Genomic DNA, 23,227 nt, shown 5'->3' with positions numbered 1-23,227 from the left:
TGAGCTGACGTCGGCGGTTACGACCGGGCAAGGGAACTTGTCCCGCGGCTACACCGCGCGCTCATGATCGGGGCGGCTTTCTCTTTTGGACCGCCCCGAGGCGGGTTACGCCGCCTTGGCTTCGGGCGCAGCCTCGGCGCGCTTCTTCTCGACCTCCCGCTTGAGGTTCAGGGCGCCTTCGGACAGCTCCGCGTCGCGGGCCTTGACGAGGAAGTTGTCGAGTCCGCCGCGGTGCTCGACAGAGCGAAGCGCCGCCGCGCTGACGCGCAGGCGCACGGCGCGCTCCAGCGTTTCGGATAGGAGCGTGACCTGCACGAGGTTCGGCAAGAAGCGGGTGCGCGTCTTGCGGTTGGAGTGGCTGACCTTGTTGCCGTACTGAACGGCCTTGCCGGTCAGCTCGCAGCGGCGTGACATCGCGCGGATCCTTCGCAGAGAAATGGGACACGAGGCCCGGACAAACGAAAAACGGGCCGCCTCGGTCAGGAAGCGTCCCGCCGGTCGATCCGGCCCTGGCTTATTGGGTCGCGGGTCTATAGGGGAAGGGATTTTCCGCGTCAAGTTGTCGATCGAGCAAACATCTGGCAAGGCGCGGCAAGCGCCGTGACATGGGAGACGACCTTGACCGATCTCGTCCACCCCGCCGACCCGCTCCACGCGGTCGAGCATCTCGAGGCGCTGCGCGCGGCGATCGCCCAGCGCGCCCGCGACTGCGGCCGCGCGCCGGAAGACGTCAAGCTCGTCGCGGTCTCAAAAACCTTCTCCGCCGACGAGATCTGGCCGACGATCGCCGTCGGCGGACAGACCGTGTTCGGCGAGAACCGAGTGCAGGAGGCGATCCCGAAATGGCGCGACCTGCGCGCCCGCGCCGCGGGTCTCGGCAAGACGATCGAGTTGCACCTCATCGGGCCGCTGCAGAGCAACAAGGCGCGCGAGGCGGTGGAGAATTTCGACGTCATCGAGACGGTCGACCGGGAGAAGATCGCCGCGAGCCTCGCCCACGAGACCCAGCTGCTCGGCAAGCATCCGCGCCTCTATGTCGAGATCAACACCGGCGCCGAGCCGCAGAAGGCGGGCGTTTTGCCCGAGGACGCCGACGCCTTTCTCGCGCTCTGCCGCGACACGTACAATCTGACGATCGAGGGGCTGATGGCGATTCCCCCGGTTGGCGAGCAGGCCTCGCCTCATTTCGCCCTGCTCAGCGTTATTGCGAAGCGCAACGGTCTCACGGAGCTGTCGATGGGCATGAGCGCGGACTGGCCGCTCGCTGTGCAGCTCGGCGCGACGGCCGTCAGGGTCGGCAGCGCCATTTTCGGCGCGCGCGCGCTGCGCTAGGACGACGCGCGGGTTCGGCCTCATCGCAGGAGTCAAAGGGATTTCATGGCGGTTCTCGTTTTCATCCTCAGCCTCGTCCTCCTGGCCGCCGGCGCGGCCAGCGGCTACATGAGCCTCGACCTGGTTCCGACGGCCCCGGGCTTGCTCTACGCCTTCGCCGGCGCGGTCGGAGTCGTCGGGGCGATCGTCGTCTTCGCCCTCGGCGTCCTCATCGTTCGCGTCGGCCGGCTGACCCGGGCGTTGCGCGAGCAGGCTGCCGCCGCGGCAATCGCAGCCGCGCCGCCCGTTCCGGTCGAGGAGCCTGCCGCGCTTCCGCCGCACTTCGAGGACGCCGAGCCGGAAGCCGCGGAAATCGAAACCGAGCCGGCGCAGGAACTCGAGCCGGAAGCGGAGCTGGAGGCGACGGCCGAGAAGCCCTCGACGGAGGCGCAAGGCGAGACCGAGGACGCTGAGGGCGCGGCCGACGAGACGGTCAACGAAAACCGCGCCGGGCGCCTGCCGACTCTCGACGAGATCGAACGGGCGATCGAGACGCCCGAGGCCCCGCCGACCCTGATTGGCCGCTACACCTCCGGCGGCGCGAACTACATGATCTTCTCCGACGGCACGATCGAGGCGGAGACCGACGAAGGCGCATTCAAGTTCGCCTCGATGGGAGACTTCAAGAAATTCCTGCTGGACCGCAACGCCAGCAAGAAGTGACCGCTGTCGCGGCTGCGGATGTCGATCCAAGGATGTCGATCCGAGGGTGTCGAGCGGACGGCTGCGCGGCTCGCGGCTATCGGTTACAATGCGGAATTGTCTCGTTGACCCCTTTTGGCCCTTTGGGCAGGCATAAAATCGGGCGACCGGAAGATGCTGGATGCGCTGCGCCTTTGCGACGTCGGCCGACTCGACATGTGCATTGTCACCAAGAGCGGCCTGCCGGGGAAGGCGAATGATTACGCTCGAAGTCTGGCCCGCGCGAAACTCGAACTCGTGATGTCGCCGCCGCCGGAGAGCCGGGAGGGGGCGGCATGATCTTCCGCCAATTGTTCGACAGCGTTTCCAGCACTTACAGCTATGTGCTGGCGAGCCGTCGCGGCGGCGAGGCCCTCATCATCGATCCCGTGCTCGAAAAGGTCGACCGGTATTTGAAGCTGATGGAGGAGCTCGACCTCAAACTCGTCAAGGCGGTCGACACCCACCTGCACGCCGACCACATCACCGGGCTTGGGGCGCTGCGCGACCGGACCCATTGCGTGACCGTCATGGGCGACGAGAGCAAGGTCGACGTCGTCTCGATGCGGATCGCCGAAGGCGACCGGCTGACGATCGAGGGCCTGAGCCTCGATGTCCTCTACACCCCGGGCCATACCGACGACTCCTACAGCTTTGTCGCAGGCGACCGCGTCTTCACCGGAGACACGCTGCTAATCCGGGGCACCGGGCGCACTGACTTCCAGAACGGCGACGCGCGCGCGCAGTGGGAGAGCCTGCAACGGCTTCTCAGGCTGCCGGAAGAGACGCTCGTCTACCCCGGGCACGACTACAAGGGCGATACGGTCAGCACCATCGCCGAGGAGAAGCGCTTCAATCCGCGCCTCAAGGCGCGCGACGCCGACGAATATGCGGCGCTGATGGCTTCGCTCAATCTGCCGAACCCGAAGATGATGGACGTGGCGGTGCCCGCCAACATCCATCAGGGGCTGCATCAGGAGGAGGTCGCCCGGCGCGGCTGGGCGTTTTCAGCCGAGGAGGCGAAGGCCCTGATCGGGCGCGCCGGCGTCGCCCTGATCGATCTGCGCGAGAAGGGCGAGCGCGAGCGGAAAGGCGCCATTCCCGGGTCGCTGCACGCGCCCTACGCCGACCTCATGGACAACATCGACAAGGGCGGCCTGATCCACGAGCTGGCGATGAGCGGCAAGACGATCCTGTTCTACTGCGCTTTCGGTGAGCGTTCAGCGATGGCCGTTCAGGCCGCGCAGGACAAGGGCCTGACCTCGGCGCGCCACATCGAGGGCGGCATGGCGGCGTGGACGAAGGCGGGCGGCGAACGGCGCTGACGCCCAAGGCGGGGCGACCTTCCGCACCGGGGCGCCGCGGGCCGTCGGGGTCGACCTGCACACGGGAAATGCGCTCACGGCCCTCGCTGACGATCCCGGCAAACGGCGCGTTGTTCCTCAAGGCGGACCGCTGAGCCGAAGCCTCGGCGGATCCCGCCGCGTCGCGGCCATGCCGCTCGGAAGGCGGCTGGCTTCGGATGGCTGCGACGGACGAGCGCTATTCCACCATCAGCCCGCGCCGGCCGAGTTCAGCAAGCGACTCGTCCAGCCGCCATTCGGCCTCGTTCTGGGCGATGGCGAACAGCCGGGCGAATTCCTGGACGAGCTCGACGCGCGTCCGGCTCCCGTCGATCAGCGGGACGAACGCGAGCATCCTCGGCTCATCGATGCGGATCATCGCGTGCCGCAATGTCGCGAGCTGCATTTCGCCGCGCCCCGCCTGAACGCGGGCGAGCGCGTTCGCCTTCGGGCGGTCGCCGGGCCGGTCGACGAACGGCTGCGGGACCGTGGCGAGGCGGACCACGTGGGTGACGAACAGCTGGTAGAGATGATCGGCGAGCGCGTCCAGTTCCAGCGCCGCGTCGAGCGGGAGGGCGAGCGGGAAGGTCTCGGAAAGCCGGGTCAACAAGCCGGCGAGCGCCGGGTTGTTGGTGCGGAGCTTCGCTCCGCCGCTCGAGACGAACAGCGCTCCCTCCGGCGCATTGGGGTCGGCGTTCTCGATCCTCAGGTCCGCTGAGGCCCAGAGGCCGCGCAAACGGGCGGCCTCGCGGCGCGGGTCCGGCGCGCCGCCGCGCGCGAAGATCGCATTCCGGAACGGGCGCAGGTTCCGGAAATCGGCGAGCTGCTCGAATCGGCCCCAGTCGCCGCCGGATCGCGCGCGCAGCGAGGCGAACGGCTCGGTCGGGAAGAACGCCTCGGCGCTGACGTTCGGCTCGGCGTCACAGAGGTAGGCGAGGCCGAACGGCCGCGCGCGAGCGATAACCTGGCTCAGCATTTCGGGCGCATAGCCCGGAGCGAGCTCGTCGTGGAAAAGCACCTCGGGCGCCTTGCGAAGAATCCCCTTCGCCACGCTCTTCAACGCGCTTTCGTCGGCATCTGTATCCGACCACGACTCGATCTGCTCGGCGAGGAACGCGCGCGCGATTTCCAGCCTTTCGGCCGGGTCGTCGGCGCCGTCCGTCACCGTGACGAGCATGTCGCGAACGGCTTGCCTGAGGCGGGCGCCGGGCAGCGCGTTGAAGCTGACGAAGGCGAGCCCGTGAGGCGTAAGACGTTCGCCGATGGCGCGCATCAGCGCGGTACGGACAGCGTCGGGCGTCCATGCGTAGACGCCATGGGCGATGATGAAGTCGAAGTCGCCGAAGGCGCCGCCGATATCGGAGAGGTCGAGGGCGTGAAAGGCGGCATTGCCGGCGCCGCATTGCGCCGCCGTCGCGCGCGCGTTGGCAATCGCCGGCCCGTCGATGTCGACTCCGACGAACTCGGCGCCGGGGGCGGCGATCGCCATGGCCATGAGGTTGACGCCCTCGCCGCATCCGATCTCCAGGACGCGCGACGCGCCGAATGGCGGGACCTTCCGACCGAGCAAGGCCGCAAGCGCCCCGATCGCGGCGGGATGGGTCTGACCATAGACTTGGCTCGGGTAGCGAATGGTGGCGTTGGTCACGCGAGGGCCTTAGAGCGAGAGGCCGTGCTCCGCCGCAAGCGCCTTCAGCGGCGCGTGCGGCCGCGCGCCGAGGTGCTGGATGATCTCGGCGGCGGCGAGCGCGCCGAGGCGGCCGCAGGTCGTCATGTCGCAGCCGCGGGCGAGGCCGGCGAGGAACCCGGCCGCGAACATGTCGCCGGCCCCGGTCGTGTCGACGAGCCTTTCGATCGGGAAGGCGGGCGCCTCCCAGGTGTTCTCGCCTTCGACCACGACGCAGCCCTTCTCGGAGCGGGTGACGATTCCGAGCACGCCCTCGGCGCGGAGCGCATCGAGCCCCTCGTCGAAATGCGGCGTCTCGTACAGCGACAGCAGTTCATCCGTGTTGGCGAAGATCGTGTCGACCGTCTTCGAGCGCATGAGGTCGATGAACTCGCCGCGGAAGCGGTCCACGCAGAACGAATCCGACAACGTCAGCGCGACGCGGCGCCCGGCCGCATGGGCGACCGCGCCCGCCTTCTGGAAGGCGGATTTCGCCGCCGGGCGGTCCCACATGTAGCCTTCGAGGTACACGACCTTCGCCGACCGCACGAGGTCCTCGTCCACGTCCGGCGGCGCGAGATACGTGCTCGCGCCCAGGTAGGTGTTCATCGTGCGCTCGCCGTCCGGCGTGACATAGACGAAGCACCGCCCGGTCGCTGGCCCGTGAACGGCCGGATGGGTGTCGAACGCGACCCCGGTCGAACGGATGTCGGCGATGAATGTCTGCCCGAGCGGATCGCGCTTGACCTTGCCGATATAGGCGGCCGACACGCCAAGCGACTCCACGCCGACGATGGTGTTGGCCGCCGAGCCGCCGGAGACGACGATCGGATCGACGCGGGCGGCGTAGAGCTGCTCGGCGCGATCCTCGTCGATGAGCGTCATAGCGCCCTTCACCATCTCATGCGCGTCGAGATAGGCATCGTCGGCGTGGGCGAGAATGTCGACCAGCGAGTTGCCCAAGCCAAGAACCTCGATCGATTTCATCATCGCCCGCTCTCAAAAAATCCGCCGCCGGGCTTTCGCATTGCCGAAAGGCGCGGTCAATCGGGGATCCCCGAAGCTTCGATCGGCTCACGGACGCTCGTGTTGACGCCAGCCCCGCCCGCGGCGCCGCAGCGTTCGTGGCGCGTGGCTTTGCGGCTCGACCGGCCCGGTGATGTTCAGCGTGCGGTCGAACGCCTCGTCGGAGGCGACTTCGCTGGCCTCGTCTCTCGCCGCGTCGGCCGGCGATTCCTGCGGCGCGGACCTGGCTGCCGCCGGTGGCGGGGGCGCCGGGGCGTCGGCCCGCGGGGCCGGGACTGTTGGCGGCGGGGCGCCTGCGCCGCTGGTCGCGCTTCCCGCGATCAACAAGGGCGGCAGGATGGCGGCGGCGCCGGTCTCGACCGGACCGAGCGGCGGCGCGACGCCCGCCGACGGCGGCGCCTCCATCTTGGCCGCGGCTGCGGATGGAACGGCGGCGACCGGATTCTTCGCTGACATCGGATCCGCGCCCTCGACCTTCCGCGCGGCGCCGGGGCCGATCTCGACCGTCGCGGTCATGCCGGCGACGAGCCGGACATCGCTCGGGACGGATTCGAGGTGGATGCGGACCGGCACGCGCTGGGCGAGCCGAACGAAGGTGAAGATCGGATTGACCGTCGCGAGCCCCGAGGAGGACGACGCGGCGTTCGGCACGCTGATGCCGCGCGCGACGCCCTGGACGTAACCTTGCAGGACCTGGGGATAACCCATGAGCTTGACCGAGGCTGCGTCGCCGTCATGGATCGACTCGAGGAAGGTCTCCTCGAAATAGGCGTCCACCCAGTAGGAGTCCGCGTCGATCACGGAGACCTGGCGCTGTCCGACATTGGCGTAGTCGCCAACGCGCGCCTGCAGGTTGGTGACATAGCCGTTCGCCGGCGAAACGATCCGCGTGCGCTGAAGATTGAGGCGCGCGTTGTCGAGATCCGCGAGCGCAAGCTGGTATTGCGCGTTGGCGCTGAGCGATTTGCTGGCGTAGACCTGCTGTTCCTCGAGCGTCACCGCGAGATCGTTCAACTTCTGACGCCGGGCCCACTCGGCTTCGGCGTTCTGCGCCACGGCCTTCGCCTGCGAGACGCCCGCCTCCGCCTGCCGCACCGCGATCGCGTAGCTCGCGGGGTCGATCTGCATCAGGAGATCGCCTTTGTGGACGAACGCGTTGTCGCGCACGGGCAAATCGACGATCTGTCCGGCGACCTGGGGGGCGATGGTGACGACGTAGGCGCGCACCGTTCCGTCACGCGTCCAGGGCGTCGCCATATAGGCCCGCCAGGCGTACCAGCCGAGCGCCGCCGCGACCGCGGCCACGGCGAACGTGGCGAAGAAGCGAAGCGCGGCCCCCGCCCATGCGCCCGTGCGCGGCCGGCTTTTCTCTTTGGGCGTGGTGCGCGCGGCGACCGCCGCGTCCTGGTCGATGCTGGCCATTCAGCCGCCCCGATGCGCGAGGAAAAGCGTGAGGCTGGAGGCGAGGATGACATAGACGGCGAATTCGAACAGGGCCGGATGCCAGACGCGCCGCAGGAGGCCGAGGCCGCCGGTCGCGCGACGAAGGATTACAAAGGCAAGGGCGGCGACGACGAGAATCGGCGCGGCGGGCGCGACATAAATTCCAAAAAGGTCGACCTCGCGGAAGCTCATCCTCGGCCTCGCTGCTCGAAAAACTCGGGAAACGTCTGCAATTCCTCGGAGATGGCGAGGGCGGCCGCGCGCAGCCGCCGGACGATTCTCGCTTCCGGCTCCGCATGCGTCAACTCGCGATCGAGCGCCGCGAGACCCGCGAGCGCAGCCGGCATGCGCCCTTCGGCGAGCGGACGGAAAGCCGCCTCGATCGCGGCTTCGGACGCGAAACGGGGCGCGACGCATCGCAGCCGGATGATCCGCGCGCCGACCGCGAGCGCCGACGCCATATAGGCGCGCTCGATCGGCGCCGCCTCGTCGGGAAGCGCGACGATCCGGGCGAACATGCGGTCGACCCACCGGCCCATCGAGCGCGTCCCGCGTCCGCAAGCCAGAGTCCTCACATCGGCGAGCGTGAAGCGGACGAGTCGGCGGGCGCGAAGCGCCGGAGACGGCGGCGGAAGGAGCCGGATCAGGACGAGGCCGGCCGCGATGCCCGAAAGGATCGCGAGAACATTATTGTAGAACTGCCCCGCGTCGTACGTCGTCACGTTGTTCAGCGACAAGAACGGGATCAGGTTGAACGCGGCGGCGCTGAAGAACATCGGCTGCCACGGCCAGGCGATCATGACGCCAAGCGGAACGAAGGCGAGCCCCAGCGCGACGCTGAGTTCGGGGAATGTGGAGACGGCGGGCAGGACTCCGAACATCAGCGTCGCGGCAAGGACGGCGCTCAATGCGCAGCCGAACAGGAAGATCATGGCGGCCGAGGAGGCCCGATCGCCCTGCAGCGGGAAGAGGACGGCGGCGACGATCGCAAAGGTGAGGGCGAGCGGTCCGCTCGGCCACGCGGTCGCGATCCAGAACGCCGAAACGAGCGCGACGGTCAGGAAGACCCTTGCGGCGACGATCGCGGGCGGCAGCCAGTCGACCACATGAAGCGCTGCGAGCGCATCTTCGCGCCGCGTCCGTCCCGGGTCGGCGATCAGGGTCAGTCCATTGAGCGCGCGCGCCATTCCGACGAGGCCCGAGGCGGCGGCGTCCGCCAGCAATTGCGACGACGGCGAATCCGGCGCGGTTCGCGCGGCGGCCCGCGCCGCCGCAGCGCAGGCGTCGCGCAGCGCCGCAGGGTCGGTTAGGCCTCCCTCCGGCGTCGCCGACAGGTCGCGCAGGATCGGGATCACCGCGCCGGCGTCATGCTCGCGCTCCGCGGCGGGAAGGCGCCCCAGATGCACCGACAGCGTCCGCCAAGCCGAGATCGTGTCGATCAGTCCGTGCACGGCGGCTTGCAGGATGCGGGAGCGGTAGCGCAGATCCGAGGCCTCGCCCATTGCCGTGTCGATCATCGGGTCGAGCGCGATCACTTGCCGCATCGCCTCGCGGCGCGTCTCGCGGGAGGACGGCTCCATCGGGTCGTCGGCGAAGACCGCGCCGGTGAAGCCGGACAGCGCGGAAGCGGCGACGGACGCGAAGGCGGCGCCGAGCCGGCGCCGCGCGCCGCCGAGGTCGGTGAGCGCCAGCACGACGCCAGCGCTGACAATACCCACTGCGATCTCGACGACGCGGAAAATCGCGAACGTCACGACCGCGGGGCTCGCGCCGCCCGTCGGGCCGAAGACGTCGCTGGCGATCACCGCGGCGGTGAAGCCGGCGAGACCCGCGCCATAAGCGGCGAAGTTCTTGAGCACCGCGCCAGCGAAGCCGCAGGCCGCGCTCCACACGGCGAGGCCCGTCAGGAACCCGACGCGGCTTTGCGGGAAAGCGGCGGCGATGAGCACGATCGCCAGTCCGCCGACGGCCGTTCCGATCAAACGGAATGAGCCTTTGCGCAGGGATGCGCCAAGCTGCGGCTGGCAGACCAGCGCGGCCGTCGTCCCGGCCCATGACGGCTCGCTCAGCTGCAAGGCGAAGGCGACGTAGAGGGCAAGGCAGACCGACGTCCAGAGCCGCAGGGCGAACAAAAGCGGCCCGACCGCCCTCGCCGAAAGGCGGTCGAAAGCCGTCGTCAGGCCGGCCTCGGCGATCGATCGCGCGTCGCTCATCCGCCTCTCCCGCTAGTCGAGACCCAGCGTTACCAGAAACTCGCGATCCGTTCGACTTTGGCCGATTGGTCTCGCAGCGTTTCCATATCAGAGCGCGACGGAGAGATCGCTCCACACCACGGCCCGTCGACGGAGCGCCGACGGTCGAATCTGGACGACGTCCCTGGAGATTTTCGGAAAACGAGCCGGGCCCGGCGCCGGTCAGGCCCACACGCCGACGGCGGATTTCAACCGCTCGGGTTCACAATCTACCGATTGGCGTCCCTCCGAGCGGCGGAAGTGCGAAAATAGCGGTCATGAGGCCGGGGGCATGCCCCAGTTCGACAGTGGTCCTCAGACTGATGCTGGAGGCAGTTACTCTTTTCGCGCTACTGACGGCGAGCGGCCCGTCCACCGCCTGAAAGCACGATTGAAAGAAGCCGGCCCCTCATAGCCGAGGAGCCACGCGATTTGCGAAAGCGATACGCTTTGTTCCTTTATGTATTGGAGCGCGAGGCTTTGCCGCAACTGATCCGAAATCTGCTCATAAGTTGTCCCCTCGTCCGCCAGTTTTCGCGTGAGCGTTCGCTCGCTGAGGCCTAATGACCTGGCGACGCTGTGTCTCTTTGCCTTACCGTGAGGCAGCAGCTTTTGCGTCTCTTTCTCGACTGCCGCTCGTAGCGACCCGATCGCCGTGTTGCGCTCTTTTGCGGCCGCATCGCAAATGGGCCGAAGCGTCTCAAGCAAGCGCGGATCTGCTGTGACGAGCGGGAGAGCCAGGGTCTCATTCGAGAACGCGAGTTGATCGCGCGATGCGCCAAACTCGACTGGGCAACGGAAGTACCGCTCGAACGCCCGCAAGTCAGAGTTTCTTCCGTGTGCGAAACTGACGTGCATTGGACGGATATTCCGACCCGCGACTTCTCGCACCCCCTTCAGTATGACGGCAGTGGCAAATTCGGTAACTTGCTTCGCACCGTGTAGAGAATGGTCGCCGAAGGTGATCTCGGCAACGACGCCGTCTGGCGCACGTACGAGCTTGATGCGCATCGCTTCGTTGACGATCCGGCTGTAACGCGCGAAAAGCGCCAGCGCCTCGCCAATGTCGTTCGCGGCGGACGCGATATAGAAGGGCAAGCCCGCCTCGCGTGGATTTGCTTCTTCGGCGAGGTGAAGTCCGAAAGCGCTGTCGTCCATCGCCTCCGCTGCATATTCAAGACACTTGCTCTCCGACGCAGCCGAAATCCGTCGCTGTCGACTATCAAAGTCTTGCTCGGAGACACCGGCGCGCCCGAGTATCGGCGCCGGAGCAACATTGTGCTTTTTGAGGACTGCGATTGCGAGCCGAGCGCCAAAGCCTGTTGCGGTTGGCAGCGCCTGTCCAATCCCTTCCTCGGTCACCTCCACGCTCCCACTGCGAAAGCTTGGCCCAATCTAACAACCGATTGGCTCGAAATAGCAAGACGCCCAACCCCCGGCCTGCGTATAGCATGCTTGGCGGTTGACGACGCGCCAAACCGTGGCCTCTTCATACCACCGGGCTCGAACGCTCGCAGACTGTAGCGGTCTGCGGGTCTTTTTATTGCGTGCTCTTGACACCCTTCCGACCTGACCTCGCTAGCTTAACCCCTATACGTAATCCAAAGTTCTCCGCTAAGTAATCCGCACATATGAGGAGATCAGAACATGAACAAACGTATTCATTAGCCTTCTAAGGCAAATTGCGTAACGCAATGCCGCCGGCAAGGCGGGGTTCGAGCGGGACATCGATACTTATTGTTGGTTTACGAGGACGCGGCGGTTCCGCCTGCTGGCGAATGCGCCTCGCGGTACGGGGAAATTTGATGGATCACGGATCTACCATCGAGGGGCAGCCAGAGATGCGGCCTTCGACACCCCGGCTGGAGAAACCGGGCGTTAGCGCCGATCGTACCGGCACGAGCACGGATGCAGAAAACGACCGCACCATTGCGCTGGTCGAAAGCCGTCCGTTCTTGCGGGAATGCATTGGGCGCAGCTTGCAATCGGCGTTCTCGGCTCCGGTCGTCACGTTTTCGTCATTGTCGGAACTCGGGGAGCATCCTTGCGGCGCCTCGGCTGCTCTGGTCATCCTGTCCTTGATAGAGGTCAGCAGCGACACGTGGGCAAACGCGCTGAAGGACCTGTCGGAAGGTGTCTCACGCCGCCCGGTTGTTGCTCTCGCTTCTACGAACGACGTCGATCTCGTCCGCGCCGCCATACGTCATGGCGCGAAGGGATACATTCCGCTCACGATGGGATTTGACATCGCGGTTCAGGCGATCCGTTTTGTTCTGGTCGGCGGGACGTATATCCCAACGGACCACCTTTTAGCGGCAGATCCGATTGGACTCCTGCCGCAGAAGGCGGTCCAAACTGTCGGCTTTCTCACAGGCCGCGAACACTCGGTCGTGAGAGCGATAAAGGAAGGCAAGTCGAATAAGGTCATCGCCTACGAACTCAATATGTGTGAGAGCACGGTGAAGGTCCACGTGCGCAATGTCATGAAGAAATTGAAAGCGAAGAACCGCACCGACGTGGCGATGAGGACGTAAACCGCCTCGCCGATGGGCCGCTCGCCGCCGGCCCCGCATCGACCGACCAATCGGCGGAGAAGGCGACCCAGAAACGAGAGCGGGCGGGGCTGTTCGCCGACCACAAAGGGCCCCGCCGCGGTGGCGGTTTTTTTTTGCGTAGCCCGTTTCCGTTGAGAGATCTCGAACGGAGCCCATTGTGGCGCAGTCGCATTGGTTAAACCGAAACTTGTCGCCGAACGCTCATATCTGACTTGGACTGGAGGCGGGCTATTGCGCCACACCGATATGTCGGGCTCCGATCCGACAAGCGGGCGCGAGATCGCCAATGTCTCGCCGGGGACCCATCTTGAAGGCGACGAGGTCGCTGCTCGTCGTGGCCACGGAAAGGACGTCGCTCGATGTCTGCGGTAACGATCTATCTCGGCAGGCTCCTCGGCCTCTATCTCGTCGCGATCTCGGGCGGGATGCTCGCCAACCGACGCCGGACGCTGGCGACGCTCGACGAGATGGCGCAGAGCGGGCCGTGGATGCTGTTCTCCGGAATGGTCGCCACCGCCGCCGGTCTTGCGGTCGTGCTCGGCCACCAGGTCTGGAGCGGCGGCGCGCTGCCCGTCGTCGTCACACTCGTCGGCTGGGCCGCGCTTCTGAAGGGCGTGACGCTCTTGCTGGTTCCGGCGGCGTCAATCGCCGCCGCTTACAAGGCCATCGGCTTCGAACGTTTCTTTCCGGTCTGGATGGTCGCCGTGCTGGCCGCGGGGCTTTGGGTGACGACGGTGGCCTTCTTGGCGTGATCGCCTCGGCTGCGCCACGTCGGATTTCGACCGCTAGCTCTTGAGTCCGGCCTCCGCGATCGCGGCGACAAGCGCCGCCTCGTCGTTGTCCGACGTGTCGCCCGAGGCGCCGGCCGCCCCGACGATCGCGCCGGCGTCGTCGAGGATCGGCACGCCGCCGGGAACCGGGACGAGGCCTTCGCCGAAGACGCTCGCGAGCGAGGCGATGAAATGCGGCCGTTCGACCGCCATGTCGTTGAGCTTGCGCGAACTGACGCCCATGCTGAGCGCGCCGTTGGCCTTGCCGTAGGCGACCTTCCAGCGCGCGAGGCTCGTTCCGTCCTCCGCGGCCGCCGCGCGCAGCGCGCCCCGCTCGTCGAGGACGACGAATCCCATCGGCTTCAGGCCTTTCGCCCGCGCGTATTTCAGCGCCGCCGCCACGATCGCCTGCGCCTCTTCGAGTTTCAGCCCCATAGTTCGTCGTCCTTTCGGGTCTCGCGCCGCCCAAGGGACGGCGGTCCCTTCCTTACCGCGAAAGCGAGGGTGTTCCCAAGGGCGATGAGAGCGGTCGCGGCCGTGGCCGCGGAAACCGGCGCCGTCCCGGCGCCTCGCGGACGCGCTGTTGACACGCGTATCCGCCGGGAGCATCAGAGATCAGCCGCAGCGCGGCGGGCTTCGGACTCCGCGCGACGAAGAGACGCCTCGCTCGCGGCGCGATGCGGAAGTCGGGAGCGGTCCATGGGACTTGGCGGCGCCGCGCTGTGGATCGTCAGGATCCTGTTTGCGTGCCGGGTGAGCCTCCTCAGCGCCTTTGGCGGCCTGCTCCTGTACCTCTTCTCCGAGCAGGCGCGCGATCTGTTCGCCGACGTGGCTTTCGGCGCGTTGCCGGGCAATTGGGAAGCGTGGCTGTTCTGGGCCTTATTCTTCTTCTATCTCGTCTTCCTCTGGGCGTTTCCCGTCCATTACGCCGCGCGGCGGCTGCTGTCGTCCGACGCGTGGATGTTTTCCGGCCGCGTCCGCCCCGAGATCGACGAGGCGCGGCGCCGGGAGGTCAAGACCGCGTTGAAGGGCTGGATCGATTGGATCCCCCGCATTCTGGCGATGGTTCCCTTTATCGCCGTCCTCGCCGGACTCTGGAACGCCTGGAAGGTCGTCGCCCGGACGCCGGCCCTTCAGCCGTCGCAGGAGGCCGCCCGGCAGATCGTCGCGCTTGCGGTCATGGACGTTGCGGTCGCCCTGATCTTCCTGTTCTTCCTGTGGCGCCGGCGTATCTTGACGAGCCGGATGTCGGCGACGGCGTCGAACGCGCTCGCGCTCGTCTATTTCGTGGTGGTCACCGCCTTCTTTGCAGCCGCGGTGGGGTGGCCGTTCCTCCCGGCCGATGTCGCGCCGCGCGCGGCGATCGTGCCGGTCCTGTTCGGCGGGTTCGTCTTTGTCGGAACCTTTCTCGCCTGGTTCGGCCACAAAGTTTCCCTGCCGGTTTTGACCTTCGTTGTGGTCGCGGCGTTGACAATCACCGGCTTCAACCACCACTTCAACGACGTCCGGACCCTGCCTGCGCATCCGGCCGATGACGCCGAGCGGCAGATCGACATCGGCGACGCCGTCCGCGCGTGGAAGGCGGTGAATTGCGATCCCATGGGCTGTCCGCCCGCCGTCATCGTCGCAGCCGAAGGCGGAGCGAGCCGCGCCGCCTTCGCCGCCGCGACGGCGATTGGAGAGCTCATCGACAAAGCGGCCGGCTTGCCGGACGCAGGCGACCGCGCCATCGCCCCGGCCCGGCGCATTTTCGCCATTTCGGGCGTCTCCGGCGGGTCCTTCGGCGCCGCGACGATCCGCACGGCGCTTGCGGATTCCCTGACCCGCGGGCAGGGGCCGCCGCCGTGTCAGCGGCCGACGGACAATTGGTTCGGAACGGACGCCGCGTCGGTGCGGAAAACCTGGCGCGCCTGCCTGCAGGCGCTCGTCGCGGGCGACTATCTCACGCCCGCCTTCGTCGGGCTTGCCTTTCGCGACAACTTCTCGCCGCCGAGCCCCGAAGGCGGCTCGCTGCTGTTCGCCGACGACCGCGCAGCGCTGGTCGAGCGCGCGTGGGAGCGGCACTACGATCATGTCGTGAAGGGCGAGATTCCCGCGCTCTGGGAACAGGTCGTGCAGGACCTCGTTCCGCCGGAGGAGAAGCCCTCGGGCTTGCGCGGCCGGTTCGGCTTCGTCGAGGAAAAGACGCTGCACGCCAGCGGGTGGCTGCCGCTCCTGCTCCTGAACGGCACCTCGGTCGACAGCGGAACCCGGATCATCGCCTCCGATCTCGTCTCGACCCGCGCCGCGCCTCTGCCGCCGGGCGGCAACCCCGGCAATGCGTTTGGACGGTTCTCGATTTATCCGGCGGCCTTCGACGTTCTCGAGATGCTGGCGAAACCGTGCGCCAAGGACAAGATCGTCGGCCAGTCCTGCGCCGCCGCGCATGACGGGACGGCGGACGTTCCATTGGCGCGCGCCGGTCCGGACCTCAGGCTGTCGACCGCAGCGATGCTGTCGGCGCGCTTTCCCATCATTTCGCCGGCGGGAATTCTCCGCGCTGAAGGCGAGGACGATGTCGGCGACCGCGTGGTCGACGGGGGTTATTTCGAGAACTCTGGCCTGTCGACCGCGATGGACGTCGCGCGCGAAGTGCGCCGCTTCGGCGTCGTCCCGATCGTGCTGTGGGTTCAGAACGGCCCGAAACCCGACCCCGCCGATCCGCCGCCGCCCAAGCCCATATCGCGGGCGCCGCCCCCGACCGGTCTCCCGCCGCGCGGGGCGAGCACGCCGGAAACGGCCGCGGCCGAGCCGGCCGGTCTCGAGCGCGCGTTCGGCGTCGTCGTCACGCCGGTCACGGCGCTCACCGAAACCCGCGACGGTCACGGCGCCGAAGTCGCCGCCGACGTCCAGCGCGACCTCTGGCTGCTCAACGAAGACGTCACGCCGACCGACGGGTCACAGGTCGGGTCGAGCTACTTCGTGTTCGGGATGTTCCAGAACCCGGATTTCGGCGCGAGCGGGGGCGCGACGCTCGCCGCCGAATGCGCGGCGCTGGCGAAGACCTGGCGCCCTGGGATCGACCGGATGAACGAAGTCTCGATGAGTTGGTGGCTCTCGCAGTCGGTGCAGGCGGAACTGAACGCTCAGGTATGCGACAAGCGCAACCGGCAGACCCTGGCCGATCTGATGAACCGGCTTTCGCAGCGCTGCCCCGTCAAGCGGCGCGATCCGACCGACCCGACGGTCGCGGCCGAACCCTCGCAGCCCGGCGGCCCGGACCGCTGCGAAGCGTATCAGGCCGCGCGATAGGACAGCGTCTCGTCAGGCGGCGGAGCCAAGGGGCGCAAACCCATATCAGCGAGCCCGCTTCAGCAACCCAAGCTCCGACAGACTTTTGGCCGTGGCGAGAACCGCGTCCCTCGGGCTTCTCGGCGCCCATCCCAGCAGGCGACGCGCCTTTTCACTGGACGCGTTCTTGTGCTTGCCAAGCTCCGGCAGCACCTGTCTGACCGCGGGATCAAACAGCGCGACCACGCGCATAAGCCAGTAGGGCAAACGGCGCGTCGGAACCCTGCGGGCGGCGTCGCCGGCGCCGTCCTTGAGCATCTGGGCGATCTCGAGAACGCTGACGAAATCCCCGCCGGTGGCGAGAAACCGTTCGCCGCGTGCGGCCGGGTCGGCCATGGCCCTGAGGTGCAGATCGGCGACGTCACGCACATCGACCGCGCCGAACCAGATATCGGGGCAGCCCGGTGCCGCGCCGTCCAAGAGACGCTTCACCAGCAGGATCGAGGTCGATAGGTCCGGCCCCAGGACAGGCCCGAGAACGCCGACCGGATTGACCACGGCCAGTTCCAGCCCGCCTCCCTCGCGTGCGACGAAATCCCAAGCCGCCCGTTCGGCGATCGTCTTCGATTTCGCATAGGCTTGCAGGCTCGGATCGCTCAGGTCCGTCCAATCCTCTTCGGTAAACGCGGCGGTCCTCCCGCCCTTGACGCCATACCCGATCGCAGCGAAGGACGAGGTCAGCACCACGCGCTTGACGCCGGCGTCGCGCGCGGCCCGCAACACGCGCAGCGCCCCGTCCCGGGCCGGCGCGATCAGCTCATTCTCATCCTTTGGGGCTGTGCTCGGATAGGGCGAAGCGACATGGAGCACAGTTTCGCAACCGGCCGCCGCTTCGGCCCAACCCGCATCCGCGTTCAGATCGGCGCAGATGAGGGTCAGACGCCCGCCGACCTCGCCGGCGCCCCCCTGACGCAACAGGGCGCGCAATTCGCTTTCGCGCGTGAGGTCGCGGACCGTGGCGCGCGTGTCATGCCCCGCCGCCAGCAGCTGGACCAAACAATGGGCGCCGACGAACCCCGTGCCTCCGGTGACCAAAACGCGCGCCATATTCCAGTTCTCCATGTTCGAGGCGGATCCAATCAGGACCCGCGCTCGAAAGGTTCCCCACCGGTGAAACGATGCTACACCTTCAACCTAGGTTTAAGGTCAAGGGGATTTCGATGCGCATCGGGGAGCTGTCGAGAAGGACGGGGATCTCGACCTCGCGCATTCGCTTTTACGAAAAGCACGAGGTGCTTCCCAAGCCGATCCGGGGGGAGAATGGCTATCGGGAGTATCCGGACACAGCTGTGAAAGGCTGAGCCTAATCGATGACGCCCAACGACTGGGTTTTTCGCTGGGTGAAATTCGCGCCGGCCTCACCGAGGCGGCGCCCGATTTTCCGTCGCGGGCGGCGATGGTCAAAGCGTTGCGAAGTAAACTGGAGACCATCGATCAGCACATGAAAGACGTACGCGCCCGGCGGCGTCAGATTGTGAAGCTGCTCAAGGAACTGGGCGATTGAGCACCACAAAAGCCGCCGGCGGCGGGGGCGATGAACTGCGTGACTCGACCTGAACGCCGATGATCCCTTCTCCGATCGGGAGAAGGCGGCCCCAAGCGCCGGATGAGGGCGGACTGTGCGTTCAGCGCCACTCGGCGGCCGTCTCGAACGCCTCGACCGCCTGCGCGGCGTCCCGGTCGGCGAAGAATCCCGCGACCAGCTTCGGAGCGAACGTAAAAGTGTCGAGACCTTCGGCGGCGAGGCGGACCACGTCGCCCGGATCACGCAGGGAGGCGACCAGGATTCGCATGGACGAGCCTTGCGCGCGCGCGGTCCGCGCCATGGTCGCGATCTCGCCGAAGCCGTCGTGTCCGGCGTCGTTCATGCGCCCCAGATAGGGCGCGGCGTATTCGGCGCCGAGAGCGCTCGCGACCAGCGCCTGCGCGGCCGTGTAGACCGCCGTCATGGTGAGCCGCACGCCCTCGCGGCGGAGCGTCGCCGCTGCGGCGGCGCCTTCGATGGTGGTCGGAACCTTGACGACGATCTTGGGGTCGATCGCCGCCAGGGCGCGACCGTGCTCGACATACAGGTCTCGCGTTCGTCCCCAGGTTTGAGTGTGGACTTCCCCGGCGCCGAGATCGATCGCCTGGCGCGCGAGCGACGCCAGCGACGAAACCGTGCACGGGACGCCTGCCGCCTGCAGCAGCACCGGATTGGTCGTCACGCCATGGAAGCAACCCAACGGCAGCCATTCGGCCCACGCGGCGCGATCGGCCGAATCGAGCAGAAATCTCAAGCCCGGGACGGGCGAGGAGCGAACGGACGAGGACATTTGGGGACTCTTATTGGCGCGTGGACGCTCGGTCTTCCTACGCCGAAAGGCGCATCATGGCCAGCGCGTAAGGCGCGCCGGCGACCCCCTTGACCCCTGCGTCGAAAGCGCATGCGCCGGCGGCGACCGAGTCCATGCGCCTTGCAAGGTGCAGCCGGCGCCCGCACCGCGGCGGGTTATCGACCCCGCCCACCAGCGTTTCCCTGCGGGGGAAAGCGCGAAATTACACGGCCGGCGCCGGGACGCCGAGCGCGGCGGCGATCTCGGCGACCGTCGCCTTTTCCGCTGCGCTGACCTGCGTGCCGCCGAAGCCGAGGAAACCGCCTTCGGGCGCGGCTTCGGCGACCGATTTGGCGACGCTGGCGAGCCAGATCTTGAACGGAACGGCGTCCGTCCCGCCCTTGGCGTCCAGCAGGGCCGCGACCGCCTTCAGGGAGTCGAGCGCCCTGGCGACGATCTCGGCCGGCTTGCTCGCGCCGGCGATCGCCGCCTTGACGCCGTCCTGGGCGAGGCCGCGGCCTTCGGAGGTCTCGAAGTCGCTCGCCGCCGCTTTCACCAGCGCGTCGGCGTTCGGGTCGGACGCCGCGGTCAGAAGCGCCCGCGCGCTCGCCATGCTCTCCTTCATCATGCCGATGAGGCCGCTCGGGTCTCCGGCGGAGACAGCGATTCCGGCGACGAGCGGGCTCTGCAGCAGGAGCTTCCATTCGTCCGGGGTGAAATCGGTTTTCGCCGCCATGCGCGCCTCCCTTGCCATCCTGTCATGGGCCATTCGTTCAGACTGGAGGGGAAGCATGCTGGAGGGGAAGCATGACAGTTTCGCGTCGGCTCGGCTCGCTCCATGAGGCGAAGACCTGCTTCTCAATCTCTGAAACAAGTGCTTTCCGAAAACCAGAAATCATGCCAGGGTTCAGAGATGGCCGAACACGCTCCTCACGATCCCTTCTCCCTCTTGCGCTGGCAGGGCGCTCGCCCGCGTCCATTCGGACAACTTTGCGAGCGGCCTCCCAAGGGCCAGGCGCTCGCGCGTGCTGGCGATAGCGTCGCAAACCGTTGAAAACACTCGACACGGCAATGGGCAAGTGTTGCAAAAGGTTGGCATGGATTTGGGGTCGGCGCCGCGTCGGCTTGGGGTCGGCGCGGCTTGCGCTTGGGTGACGCGTAGCGCTGTGATCCGGGAACCGAGGCGGGAAGGAACGGCTTGGGAGTTCCTTTGCGACAGGTTTTCGCACTCAAGCCCTTGAAACGGTTGTGTCCCTGCCAGGACTGACAGGGATTACGGGCCACGTTCAGGGCGCGCGCCTCAGGCGGACGTAAAGCGCGCCCGATCCCCCGTGGGCGCGGCCGGCCTCCTCGAAGCCGAGCACGATCGAGCGCAGGTCGGGCTCGCGCAGCCAGTGCGGGGCAAGGCGGCGGAGCACCCCGCGCTCCCCGCCATGAAAGGCGGGCTCGCCGAGCGGGCCGCCCTTGCCGGTGACGACGATGACGAGCTTCGCCCCGCGCGCCTGGGAATAGCGCAGGAAGCCGCGCAGGGCCTGGTGCGCCTCGGCCTGGTTCATCCCGTGCAGGTCGAGCGCGCCGTCGATCGCGCCGCGGCCGCGGGCGAGTTCGCGCTTCAGCCGCCGCTCGATCGGAGCGAGCGGCATTGCGCGAGGCTTTGCGGGCTTCGTCTCGGGCGCGCCCGCGGCGGCGGGAAGCGGTGGGGGCGGGGTTTTGGACGCCTGCGCCTTCGCCGCCGTCGGCAGGCTCGCGCCGCGGCGCCGCGAGACGCTGCGCGCGACTTCGGTCCACAGCGCGATCTCCTCCTCGGTGAGGCGCCTCAGGCGCTGGGGCGGCGGACCCTCCTTCAAAACTCGTCTCCGACGGGCAGCAGCACGGTGAAGTCTCCGCGATGGCGGATCGCCCCGGCGCGCGCGCCCGCCGCGTCACCGCTGCCGAAGAATATGTCGGCCCGGGCCGGTCCGACAATCGCCGAGCCGGTGTCCTGCGCAATCATCAGCCGCCGGAACGGCGTCGGCGCGTCGGTCGCCCATGGAAGCTCGGCCTCGATCCAGAAGGGCAGGCCGTAGCTCCAAAGAGTCCGGTCGACGGCGATCGAGCGCAGCGGCGTCAGAGGCGCGCCCGCGCCGGCGATCGGGCCGAGCGCAGGGTCGAAGGCCTCGACGAGCCTGAAGAACACGAACGAACGGTTCCGCCGCATGAGCGTGAGGCCCGCTTCACCTTCGCCGAGGCCCGCCGCCCGGAGCCAGGCCTTTAGGCTCTGAAGCGACATGGCGCTCTCGGGGATCGCGCCCGTCTCGATGAGAATGCGGCCGATCGAGGTGTAGGGCAGTCCGTTGCGGCCGTCGTAGGCGAGCCGCGCTCGGGCCCCATCGGGAAAGGCGACCTCAGCCGAGCCCTGGACCTGGATGAGGAACGCCTCGACCGCGTCGCTGACCCAAACGATCGGGTTCCGGCGCGCTCGCTCGATCGTCTCCCGATCGTCGCAGGGGACGAGGGCGCCGTCTTCGCGCCGCCGCGCTCCGCTCACGCCTTTCGGGAAATCGGCCGGCGCCTCGCCCGGGGCGAAGGCGACGAGATCATCCGGACGGCCGAGCAGCGGCCAGCGGAAACCATCGGTCTCCACGCGCGAGCCCGCGACCACCGGTTCGTAATAGCCGGTCAAAAAGCCATGCCCGCCGGGCTCCGGGATGACCCGGAACGGCCGGAACCAGGTCTCGAAGAAGTCGCGCGCTCTTGTGGCGCTCTCGACCCTTTCGGCGAGCGCGGCGCGGGCCGCGGCGATGAGCGCGGCCGATGGCGGCCGGGCGGGGCGCCCCCCTGCGCAGCCCGACGCCAGCGCGCGGGCGGAGACCGCAAAACAGCGGAACGCGGCGAGCACGTCGTCGTCCCAAAGCCCCACCAGACTTGGGTAGGCGCGCGGCTCGAGGCGCGGCCGCGCCGGACCGGACAAACTCAGCGTTCCGCCTGGGTCGCCGTCAGCCGCCAGTTGGGGTCGCGCGAACGGACGTCGCGCATGAAGGTCCACAGGTCGAGATGGTCGGCCACTTCAGTCGCCGAGCCGTCGACGACGTTCCCGTCCTTGTCGCGCGTGACCGACGCGAGCTTGCTGGCGAAGCGCACCACCACCTGCGCCGCCGAACCGGTGAGCTGAGCCGCCGCGATCTTGGCGTCGTCGATCGAGACGACGGTGGTCGTCATGGTCTGGCGCTGGGCGGCGCGGGCGCCGATCGCCGCGTCGAAATTGGCGTACGCCTCCGGCGCCATCAGGCTGCGCAAAGTCTCCCGGTCGCCGGCGGCGAAGGCGTGAATCACCATGTCGTAGGCGGCGCGTGCGCCCGACAGAAACGGCTCCGGCGCAAAGTTTTGGTCGGCGGCCGCGATGGCGTCGAGGCCGGACCAGGCGTCGGGCTCGGCGAATCCCTGCCACCGCTCTGCGGGCGGCGGCGCGACCGCGGGGCCGGTCCCGGCGGCTTCGGGCGGCGCGACCGTCGCGCCAGGGGGACCCGGCGCCCGCCGCAGCGGCGCGAGCAAACCGCCGGTCGGCCGCTCTCCTTCGTTTCGCGTCCCCAGCACGGAGCGAAGCTTCCAGGCGACGAACAGGGCCACCAGCGCAAAGATGACCGTCGAAAGGTCGATGTCCGGCATCTGGGTATCAGTCCTCGTACAGCCCTGGCTTCGTTGCGGCTCGCTCGCGCCCCATGACCGCGCGCCCCCTACCTAGGCGCTGGACAGCATTTTGGCTAGGCGCAGCCGCAATTGCCCTTGCGTGCGGGGCGCAAATGGCTCCATCCCTTTCAACCGGAGGGGCGGCGTCTCGCCGCTCCCGGAGCGCGAGACGCGCTCCCTCCGTGGGAGCGCAGATATGTGGCGAAACGGGACGAGCAGGCGTGACCAGTGAATGGGTTGTCGGCGTGGCGGGCGCGGGAGCGTGGGGCATGGCGCTGGCCAACGCGGCGGCCGCGGCAGGCAATTCCGTCGTTCTGTGGGGCCGCGACGCCGAGCGGATGGCCGCCCTCGAGGCGACGCGATTGAGCGACAAGCTTCCCGGGGCGCCGCTTTCCGGACGCGTCTTTCCGACGGCAGATCTCTGCGCGCTCGCGCGGTGTGGGGCGATCCTGGTCGCAACGCCGGCCCAGGCGACGCGCGAAGCGGCCGGCCGCCTTGCCGCAATTCCGGGGTCGGCGCCGCTGGTGACCTGCGCCAAGGGGATCGAACGCGGCTCGCACGCCTTCATGACCGAAGTGCTGCGGCAGGCGGCGCCGGGACGCGCCGTCGCAATCCTGTCCGGACCGTCCTTTGCCGCAGACGTCGCAGCCGGATTGCCGACGGCCGTCACGCTCGCGTGCGCAGATGAGGCGCTCGCCCGTTCGCTCTGCCGCCTCATGCACGGCCCGAACCTGCGGCTCTATCATTCGACCGACGTCCGGGGCGTCGAGATCGGCGGCGCCGCCAAAAACGTGCTGGCGATCGCCTGCGGCGTCGCCGCCGGGCGCGGC

General features: G+C 67.9%; 25 protein-coding genes. 10 read left to right on the top strand and 15 right to left on the bottom strand.

The window, feature by feature from the left end:
• Positions 1–105: 105 nt before the first annotated feature.
• A complete protein-coding gene (rpmB, locus tag ACLP25_RS03810; protein ID WP_442467900.1) occupies positions 106–414 on the bottom strand; it encodes a 50S ribosomal protein L28 in 309 nt (102 codons plus the stop codon).
• A 204-nt stretch (positions 415–618) separates the two neighbouring features.
• On the opposite strand from rpmB, the gene ACLP25_RS03805 reads away from it, so the two are divergent.
• From ACLP25_RS03805 to ACLP25_RS03790, 4 genes are all read left to right on the top strand, one after another.
• The gene (locus tag ACLP25_RS03805) at positions 619–1,332 is read left to right on the top strand and encodes a YggS family pyridoxal phosphate-dependent enzyme (RefSeq protein ID WP_442467899.1); all 714 of its coding nucleotides are present in this window, start codon (positions 619–621) and stop codon (positions 1,330–1,332) included.
• A 45-nt stretch (positions 1,333–1,377) separates the two neighbouring features.
• Positions 1,378–2,034 (top strand): hypothetical protein, encoded by a 657-nt coding sequence (locus tag ACLP25_RS03800; protein WP_442467898.1) that lies wholly within the window; start codon positions 1,378–1,380, stop codon positions 2,032–2,034.
• Positions 2,035–2,187: 153 nt separating this feature from the next.
• A complete protein-coding gene (locus tag ACLP25_RS03795; RefSeq protein ID WP_442467897.1) occupies positions 2,188–2,352 on the top strand; it encodes a hypothetical protein in 165 nt (54 codons plus the stop codon).
• Positions 2,349–3,377 carry an MBL fold metallo-hydrolase gene (locus tag ACLP25_RS03790; RefSeq protein ID WP_442467896.1) on the top strand — a complete coding sequence of 343 codons (1,029 nt, stop codon included), beginning with the start codon at positions 2,349–2,351 and terminating at the stop codon, positions 3,375–3,377. Before ACLP25_RS03795 ends, ACLP25_RS03790 begins: the two co-directional genes overlap by 4 nt.
• A 217-nt stretch (positions 3,378–3,594) precedes the next feature.
• Here the strand turns inward: ACLP25_RS03790 and ACLP25_RS03785 are convergent, their stop codons facing one another.
• The 6 genes from ACLP25_RS03785 to ACLP25_RS03760 form a co-directional block, all read right to left on the bottom strand.
• On the bottom strand, positions 3,595–5,043 hold the full coding sequence (locus ACLP25_RS03785) for a methyltransferase domain-containing protein (protein ID WP_442467895.1): 1,449 nt from the start codon (positions 5,041–5,043) through the stop codon (positions 3,595–3,597).
• A gap of 9 nt (positions 5,044–5,052) precedes the next feature.
• The gene (locus ACLP25_RS03780; protein WP_442467894.1) at positions 5,053–6,051 is read right to left on the bottom strand and encodes an adenosine kinase; all 999 of its coding nucleotides are present in this window, start codon (positions 6,049–6,051) and stop codon (positions 5,053–5,055) included.
• A gap of 84 nt (positions 6,052–6,135) precedes the next feature.
• A complete protein-coding gene (locus tag ACLP25_RS03775) occupies positions 6,136–7,509 on the bottom strand; it encodes an efflux RND transporter periplasmic adaptor subunit (RefSeq protein ID WP_442467893.1) in 1,374 nt (457 codons plus the stop codon).
• Positions 7,510–7,722, bottom strand: a complete 213-nt coding sequence (locus ACLP25_RS03770) for a DUF1656 domain-containing protein (RefSeq protein WP_442467892.1) — start codon at positions 7,720–7,722, stop codon at positions 7,510–7,512.
• Positions 7,719–9,743, bottom strand: a complete 2,025-nt coding sequence (locus tag ACLP25_RS03765; RefSeq protein WP_442467891.1) for an FUSC family protein — start codon at positions 9,741–9,743, stop codon at positions 7,719–7,721. Before ACLP25_RS03765 ends, ACLP25_RS03770 begins: the two co-directional genes overlap by 4 nt.
• A 354-nt stretch (positions 9,744–10,097) precedes the next feature.
• Positions 10,098–11,123 (bottom strand): AraC family transcriptional regulator, encoded by a 1,026-nt coding sequence (locus ACLP25_RS03760; RefSeq protein WP_442467890.1) that lies wholly within the window; start codon positions 11,121–11,123, stop codon positions 10,098–10,100.
• A gap of 443 nt (positions 11,124–11,566) precedes the next feature.
• On the opposite strand from ACLP25_RS03760, the gene ACLP25_RS03755 reads away from it, so the two are divergent.
• Complete coding sequence (locus tag ACLP25_RS03755; protein WP_442467889.1) at positions 11,567–12,295, top strand: LuxR C-terminal-related transcriptional regulator; 729 nt, start codon at positions 11,567–11,569, stop codon at positions 12,293–12,295.
• Between the two features lie 380 nt (positions 12,296–12,675).
• A complete protein-coding gene (locus tag ACLP25_RS03750; RefSeq protein ID WP_442467888.1) occupies positions 12,676–13,068 on the top strand; it encodes a hypothetical protein in 393 nt (130 codons plus the stop codon).
• Positions 13,069–13,101: 33 nt separating this feature from the next.
• On the opposite strand, the gene ACLP25_RS03745 is transcribed toward ACLP25_RS03750, so the two are convergent.
• Positions 13,102–13,521 carry a GlcG/HbpS family heme-binding protein gene (locus ACLP25_RS03745; protein ID WP_442467887.1) on the bottom strand — a complete coding sequence of 140 codons (420 nt, stop codon included), beginning with the start codon at positions 13,519–13,521 and terminating at the stop codon, positions 13,102–13,104.
• Between the two features lie 264 nt (positions 13,522–13,785).
• Here ACLP25_RS03745 and ACLP25_RS03740 point away from each other — a divergent pair, with 264 nt between their 5' ends.
• Positions 13,786–16,377, top strand: coding sequence for a hypothetical protein (locus ACLP25_RS03740; protein ID WP_442467886.1), 2,592 nt, complete (start codon positions 13,786–13,788; stop codon positions 16,375–16,377).
• A 45-nt stretch (positions 16,378–16,422) separates the two neighbouring features.
• Here ACLP25_RS03740 and ACLP25_RS03735 read toward each other — a convergent pair whose 3' ends face one another.
• Positions 16,423–17,463: an SDR family oxidoreductase gene (locus ACLP25_RS03735; protein WP_442467885.1), complete on the bottom strand. Its 1,041-nt coding sequence runs from the start codon at positions 17,461–17,463 to the stop codon at positions 16,423–16,425.
• A 71-nt stretch (positions 17,464–17,534) separates the two neighbouring features.
• On the opposite strand from ACLP25_RS03735, the gene ACLP25_RS03730 reads away from it, so the two are divergent.
• Together ACLP25_RS03730 and ACLP25_RS03725 are read left to right on the top strand one after the other, a co-directional pair.
• Positions 17,535–17,717 carry a MerR family DNA-binding transcriptional regulator gene (locus ACLP25_RS03730; protein WP_442467884.1) on the top strand — a complete coding sequence of 61 codons (183 nt, stop codon included), beginning with the start codon at positions 17,535–17,537 and terminating at the stop codon, positions 17,715–17,717.
• Positions 17,714–17,920, top strand: coding sequence for a MerR family DNA-binding protein (locus tag ACLP25_RS03725; RefSeq protein ID WP_442467901.1), 207 nt, complete (start codon positions 17,714–17,716; stop codon positions 17,918–17,920). The genes ACLP25_RS03730 and ACLP25_RS03725 overlap by 4 nt, the downstream gene beginning before the upstream one ends.
• A 121-nt stretch (positions 17,921–18,041) precedes the next feature.
• Here ACLP25_RS03725 and ACLP25_RS03720 read toward each other — a convergent pair whose 3' ends face one another.
• The 6 genes from ACLP25_RS03720 to ACLP25_RS03695 all read right to left on the bottom strand — a co-directional run bounded on the left by ACLP25_RS03720 (position 18,042) and on the right by ACLP25_RS03695 (position 22,376).
• Positions 18,042–18,731 (bottom strand): transaldolase family protein, encoded by a 690-nt coding sequence (locus ACLP25_RS03720; RefSeq protein WP_442467883.1) that lies wholly within the window; start codon positions 18,729–18,731, stop codon positions 18,042–18,044.
• 37 nt (positions 18,732–18,768) lie between these two features.
• Entirely contained in the window at positions 18,769–18,924 is a 156-nt protein-coding gene (locus ACLP25_RS03715; protein ID WP_442467882.1) for a hypothetical protein, read from the bottom strand.
• Between the two features lie 30 nt (positions 18,925–18,954).
• Positions 18,955–19,467 (bottom strand): hypothetical protein, encoded by a 513-nt coding sequence (locus ACLP25_RS03710; protein ID WP_442467881.1) that lies wholly within the window; start codon positions 19,465–19,467, stop codon positions 18,955–18,957.
• Between the two features lie 550 nt (positions 19,468–20,017).
• Positions 20,018–20,578 (bottom strand): Smr/MutS family protein, encoded by a 561-nt coding sequence (locus tag ACLP25_RS03705; RefSeq protein ID WP_442467880.1) that lies wholly within the window; start codon positions 20,576–20,578, stop codon positions 20,018–20,020.
• Entirely contained in the window at positions 20,575–21,681 is a 1,107-nt protein-coding gene (gene mltA / locus ACLP25_RS03700) for a murein transglycosylase A (RefSeq protein WP_442467879.1), read from the bottom strand. The genes ACLP25_RS03705 and mltA overlap by 4 nt, the downstream gene beginning before the upstream one ends.
• Positions 21,682–21,683: 2 nt before the next feature.
• Positions 21,684–22,376 (bottom strand): Tim44/TimA family putative adaptor protein, encoded by a 693-nt coding sequence (locus ACLP25_RS03695; RefSeq protein WP_442467878.1) that lies wholly within the window; start codon positions 22,374–22,376, stop codon positions 21,684–21,686.
• Between the two features lie 242 nt (positions 22,377–22,618).
• Between ACLP25_RS03695 and ACLP25_RS03690 the strand changes: the two genes are divergently transcribed.
• Positions 22,619–23,227, top strand: a 609-nt coding sequence (locus tag ACLP25_RS03690) for a 2-dehydropantoate 2-reductase N-terminal domain-containing protein (protein WP_442467877.1), incomplete at its 3' end; no start/stop codon positions are given.

Origin of the sequence: Roseiarcus sp., from assembly GCF_052145395.1 — a bacterium.
Lineage (GTDB): Bacteria > Pseudomonadota > Alphaproteobacteria > Rhizobiales > Beijerinckiaceae > Roseiarcus.
This window is presented reverse-complemented; position numbering and strand designations above follow the sequence as displayed.

Bases quoted from the DNA above. Each gene is read 5' to 3' on its own strand.
- rpmB (WP_442467900.1), bottom strand. From the start codon at position 414: ATGTCACGCCGCTGCGAGCTGACCGGCAAGGCCGTTCAGTACGGCAAC.
- ACLP25_RS03800 (WP_442467898.1), top strand. From the start codon at position 1,378: ATGGCGGTTCTCGTTTTCATCCTCAGCCTCGTCCTCCTGGCCGCCGGC.
- ACLP25_RS03795 (WP_442467897.1), top strand. From the start codon at position 2,188: ATGCTGGATGCGCTGCGCCTTTGCGACGTCGGCCGACTCGACATGTGC.
- ACLP25_RS03790 (WP_442467896.1), top strand. From the start codon at position 2,349: ATGATCTTCCGCCAATTGTTCGACAGCGTTTCCAGCACTTACAGCTAT.
- ACLP25_RS03780 (WP_442467894.1), bottom strand. From the start codon at position 6,051: ATGATGAAATCGATCGAGGTTCTTGGCTTGGGCAACTCGCTGGTCGAC.
- ACLP25_RS03775 (WP_442467893.1), bottom strand. From the start codon at position 7,509: ATGGCCAGCATCGACCAGGACGCGGCGGTCGCCGCGCGCACCACGCCC.
- ACLP25_RS03770 (WP_442467892.1), bottom strand. From the start codon at position 7,722: ATGAGCTTCCGCGAGGTCGACCTTTTTGGAATTTATGTCGCGCCCGCC.
- ACLP25_RS03765 (WP_442467891.1), bottom strand. From the start codon at position 9,743: ATGAGCGACGCGCGATCGATCGCCGAGGCCGGCCTGACGACGGCTTTC.
- ACLP25_RS03755 (WP_442467889.1), top strand. From the start codon at position 11,567: ATGGATCACGGATCTACCATCGAGGGGCAGCCAGAGATGCGGCCTTCG.
- ACLP25_RS03750 (WP_442467888.1), top strand. From the start codon at position 12,676: ATGTCTGCGGTAACGATCTATCTCGGCAGGCTCCTCGGCCTCTATCTC.
- ACLP25_RS03745 (WP_442467887.1), bottom strand. From the start codon at position 13,521: ATGGGGCTGAAACTCGAAGAGGCGCAGGCGATCGTGGCGGCGGCGCTG.
- ACLP25_RS03740 (WP_442467886.1), top strand. From the start codon at position 13,786: ATGGGACTTGGCGGCGCCGCGCTGTGGATCGTCAGGATCCTGTTTGCG.
- ACLP25_RS03735 (WP_442467885.1), bottom strand. From the start codon at position 17,463: ATGGCGCGCGTTTTGGTCACCGGAGGCACGGGGTTCGTCGGCGCCCAT.
- ACLP25_RS03730 (WP_442467884.1), top strand. From the start codon at position 17,535: ATGCTACACCTTCAACCTAGGTTTAAGGTCAAGGGGATTTCGATGCGC.
- ACLP25_RS03720 (WP_442467883.1), bottom strand. From the start codon at position 18,731: ATGTCCTCGTCCGTTCGCTCCTCGCCCGTCCCGGGCTTGAGATTTCTG.
- ACLP25_RS03710 (WP_442467881.1), bottom strand. From the start codon at position 19,467: ATGGCGGCGAAAACCGATTTCACCCCGGACGAATGGAAGCTCCTGCTG.
- ACLP25_RS03695 (WP_442467878.1), bottom strand. From the start codon at position 22,376: ATGCCGGACATCGACCTTTCGACGGTCATCTTTGCGCTGGTGGCCCTG.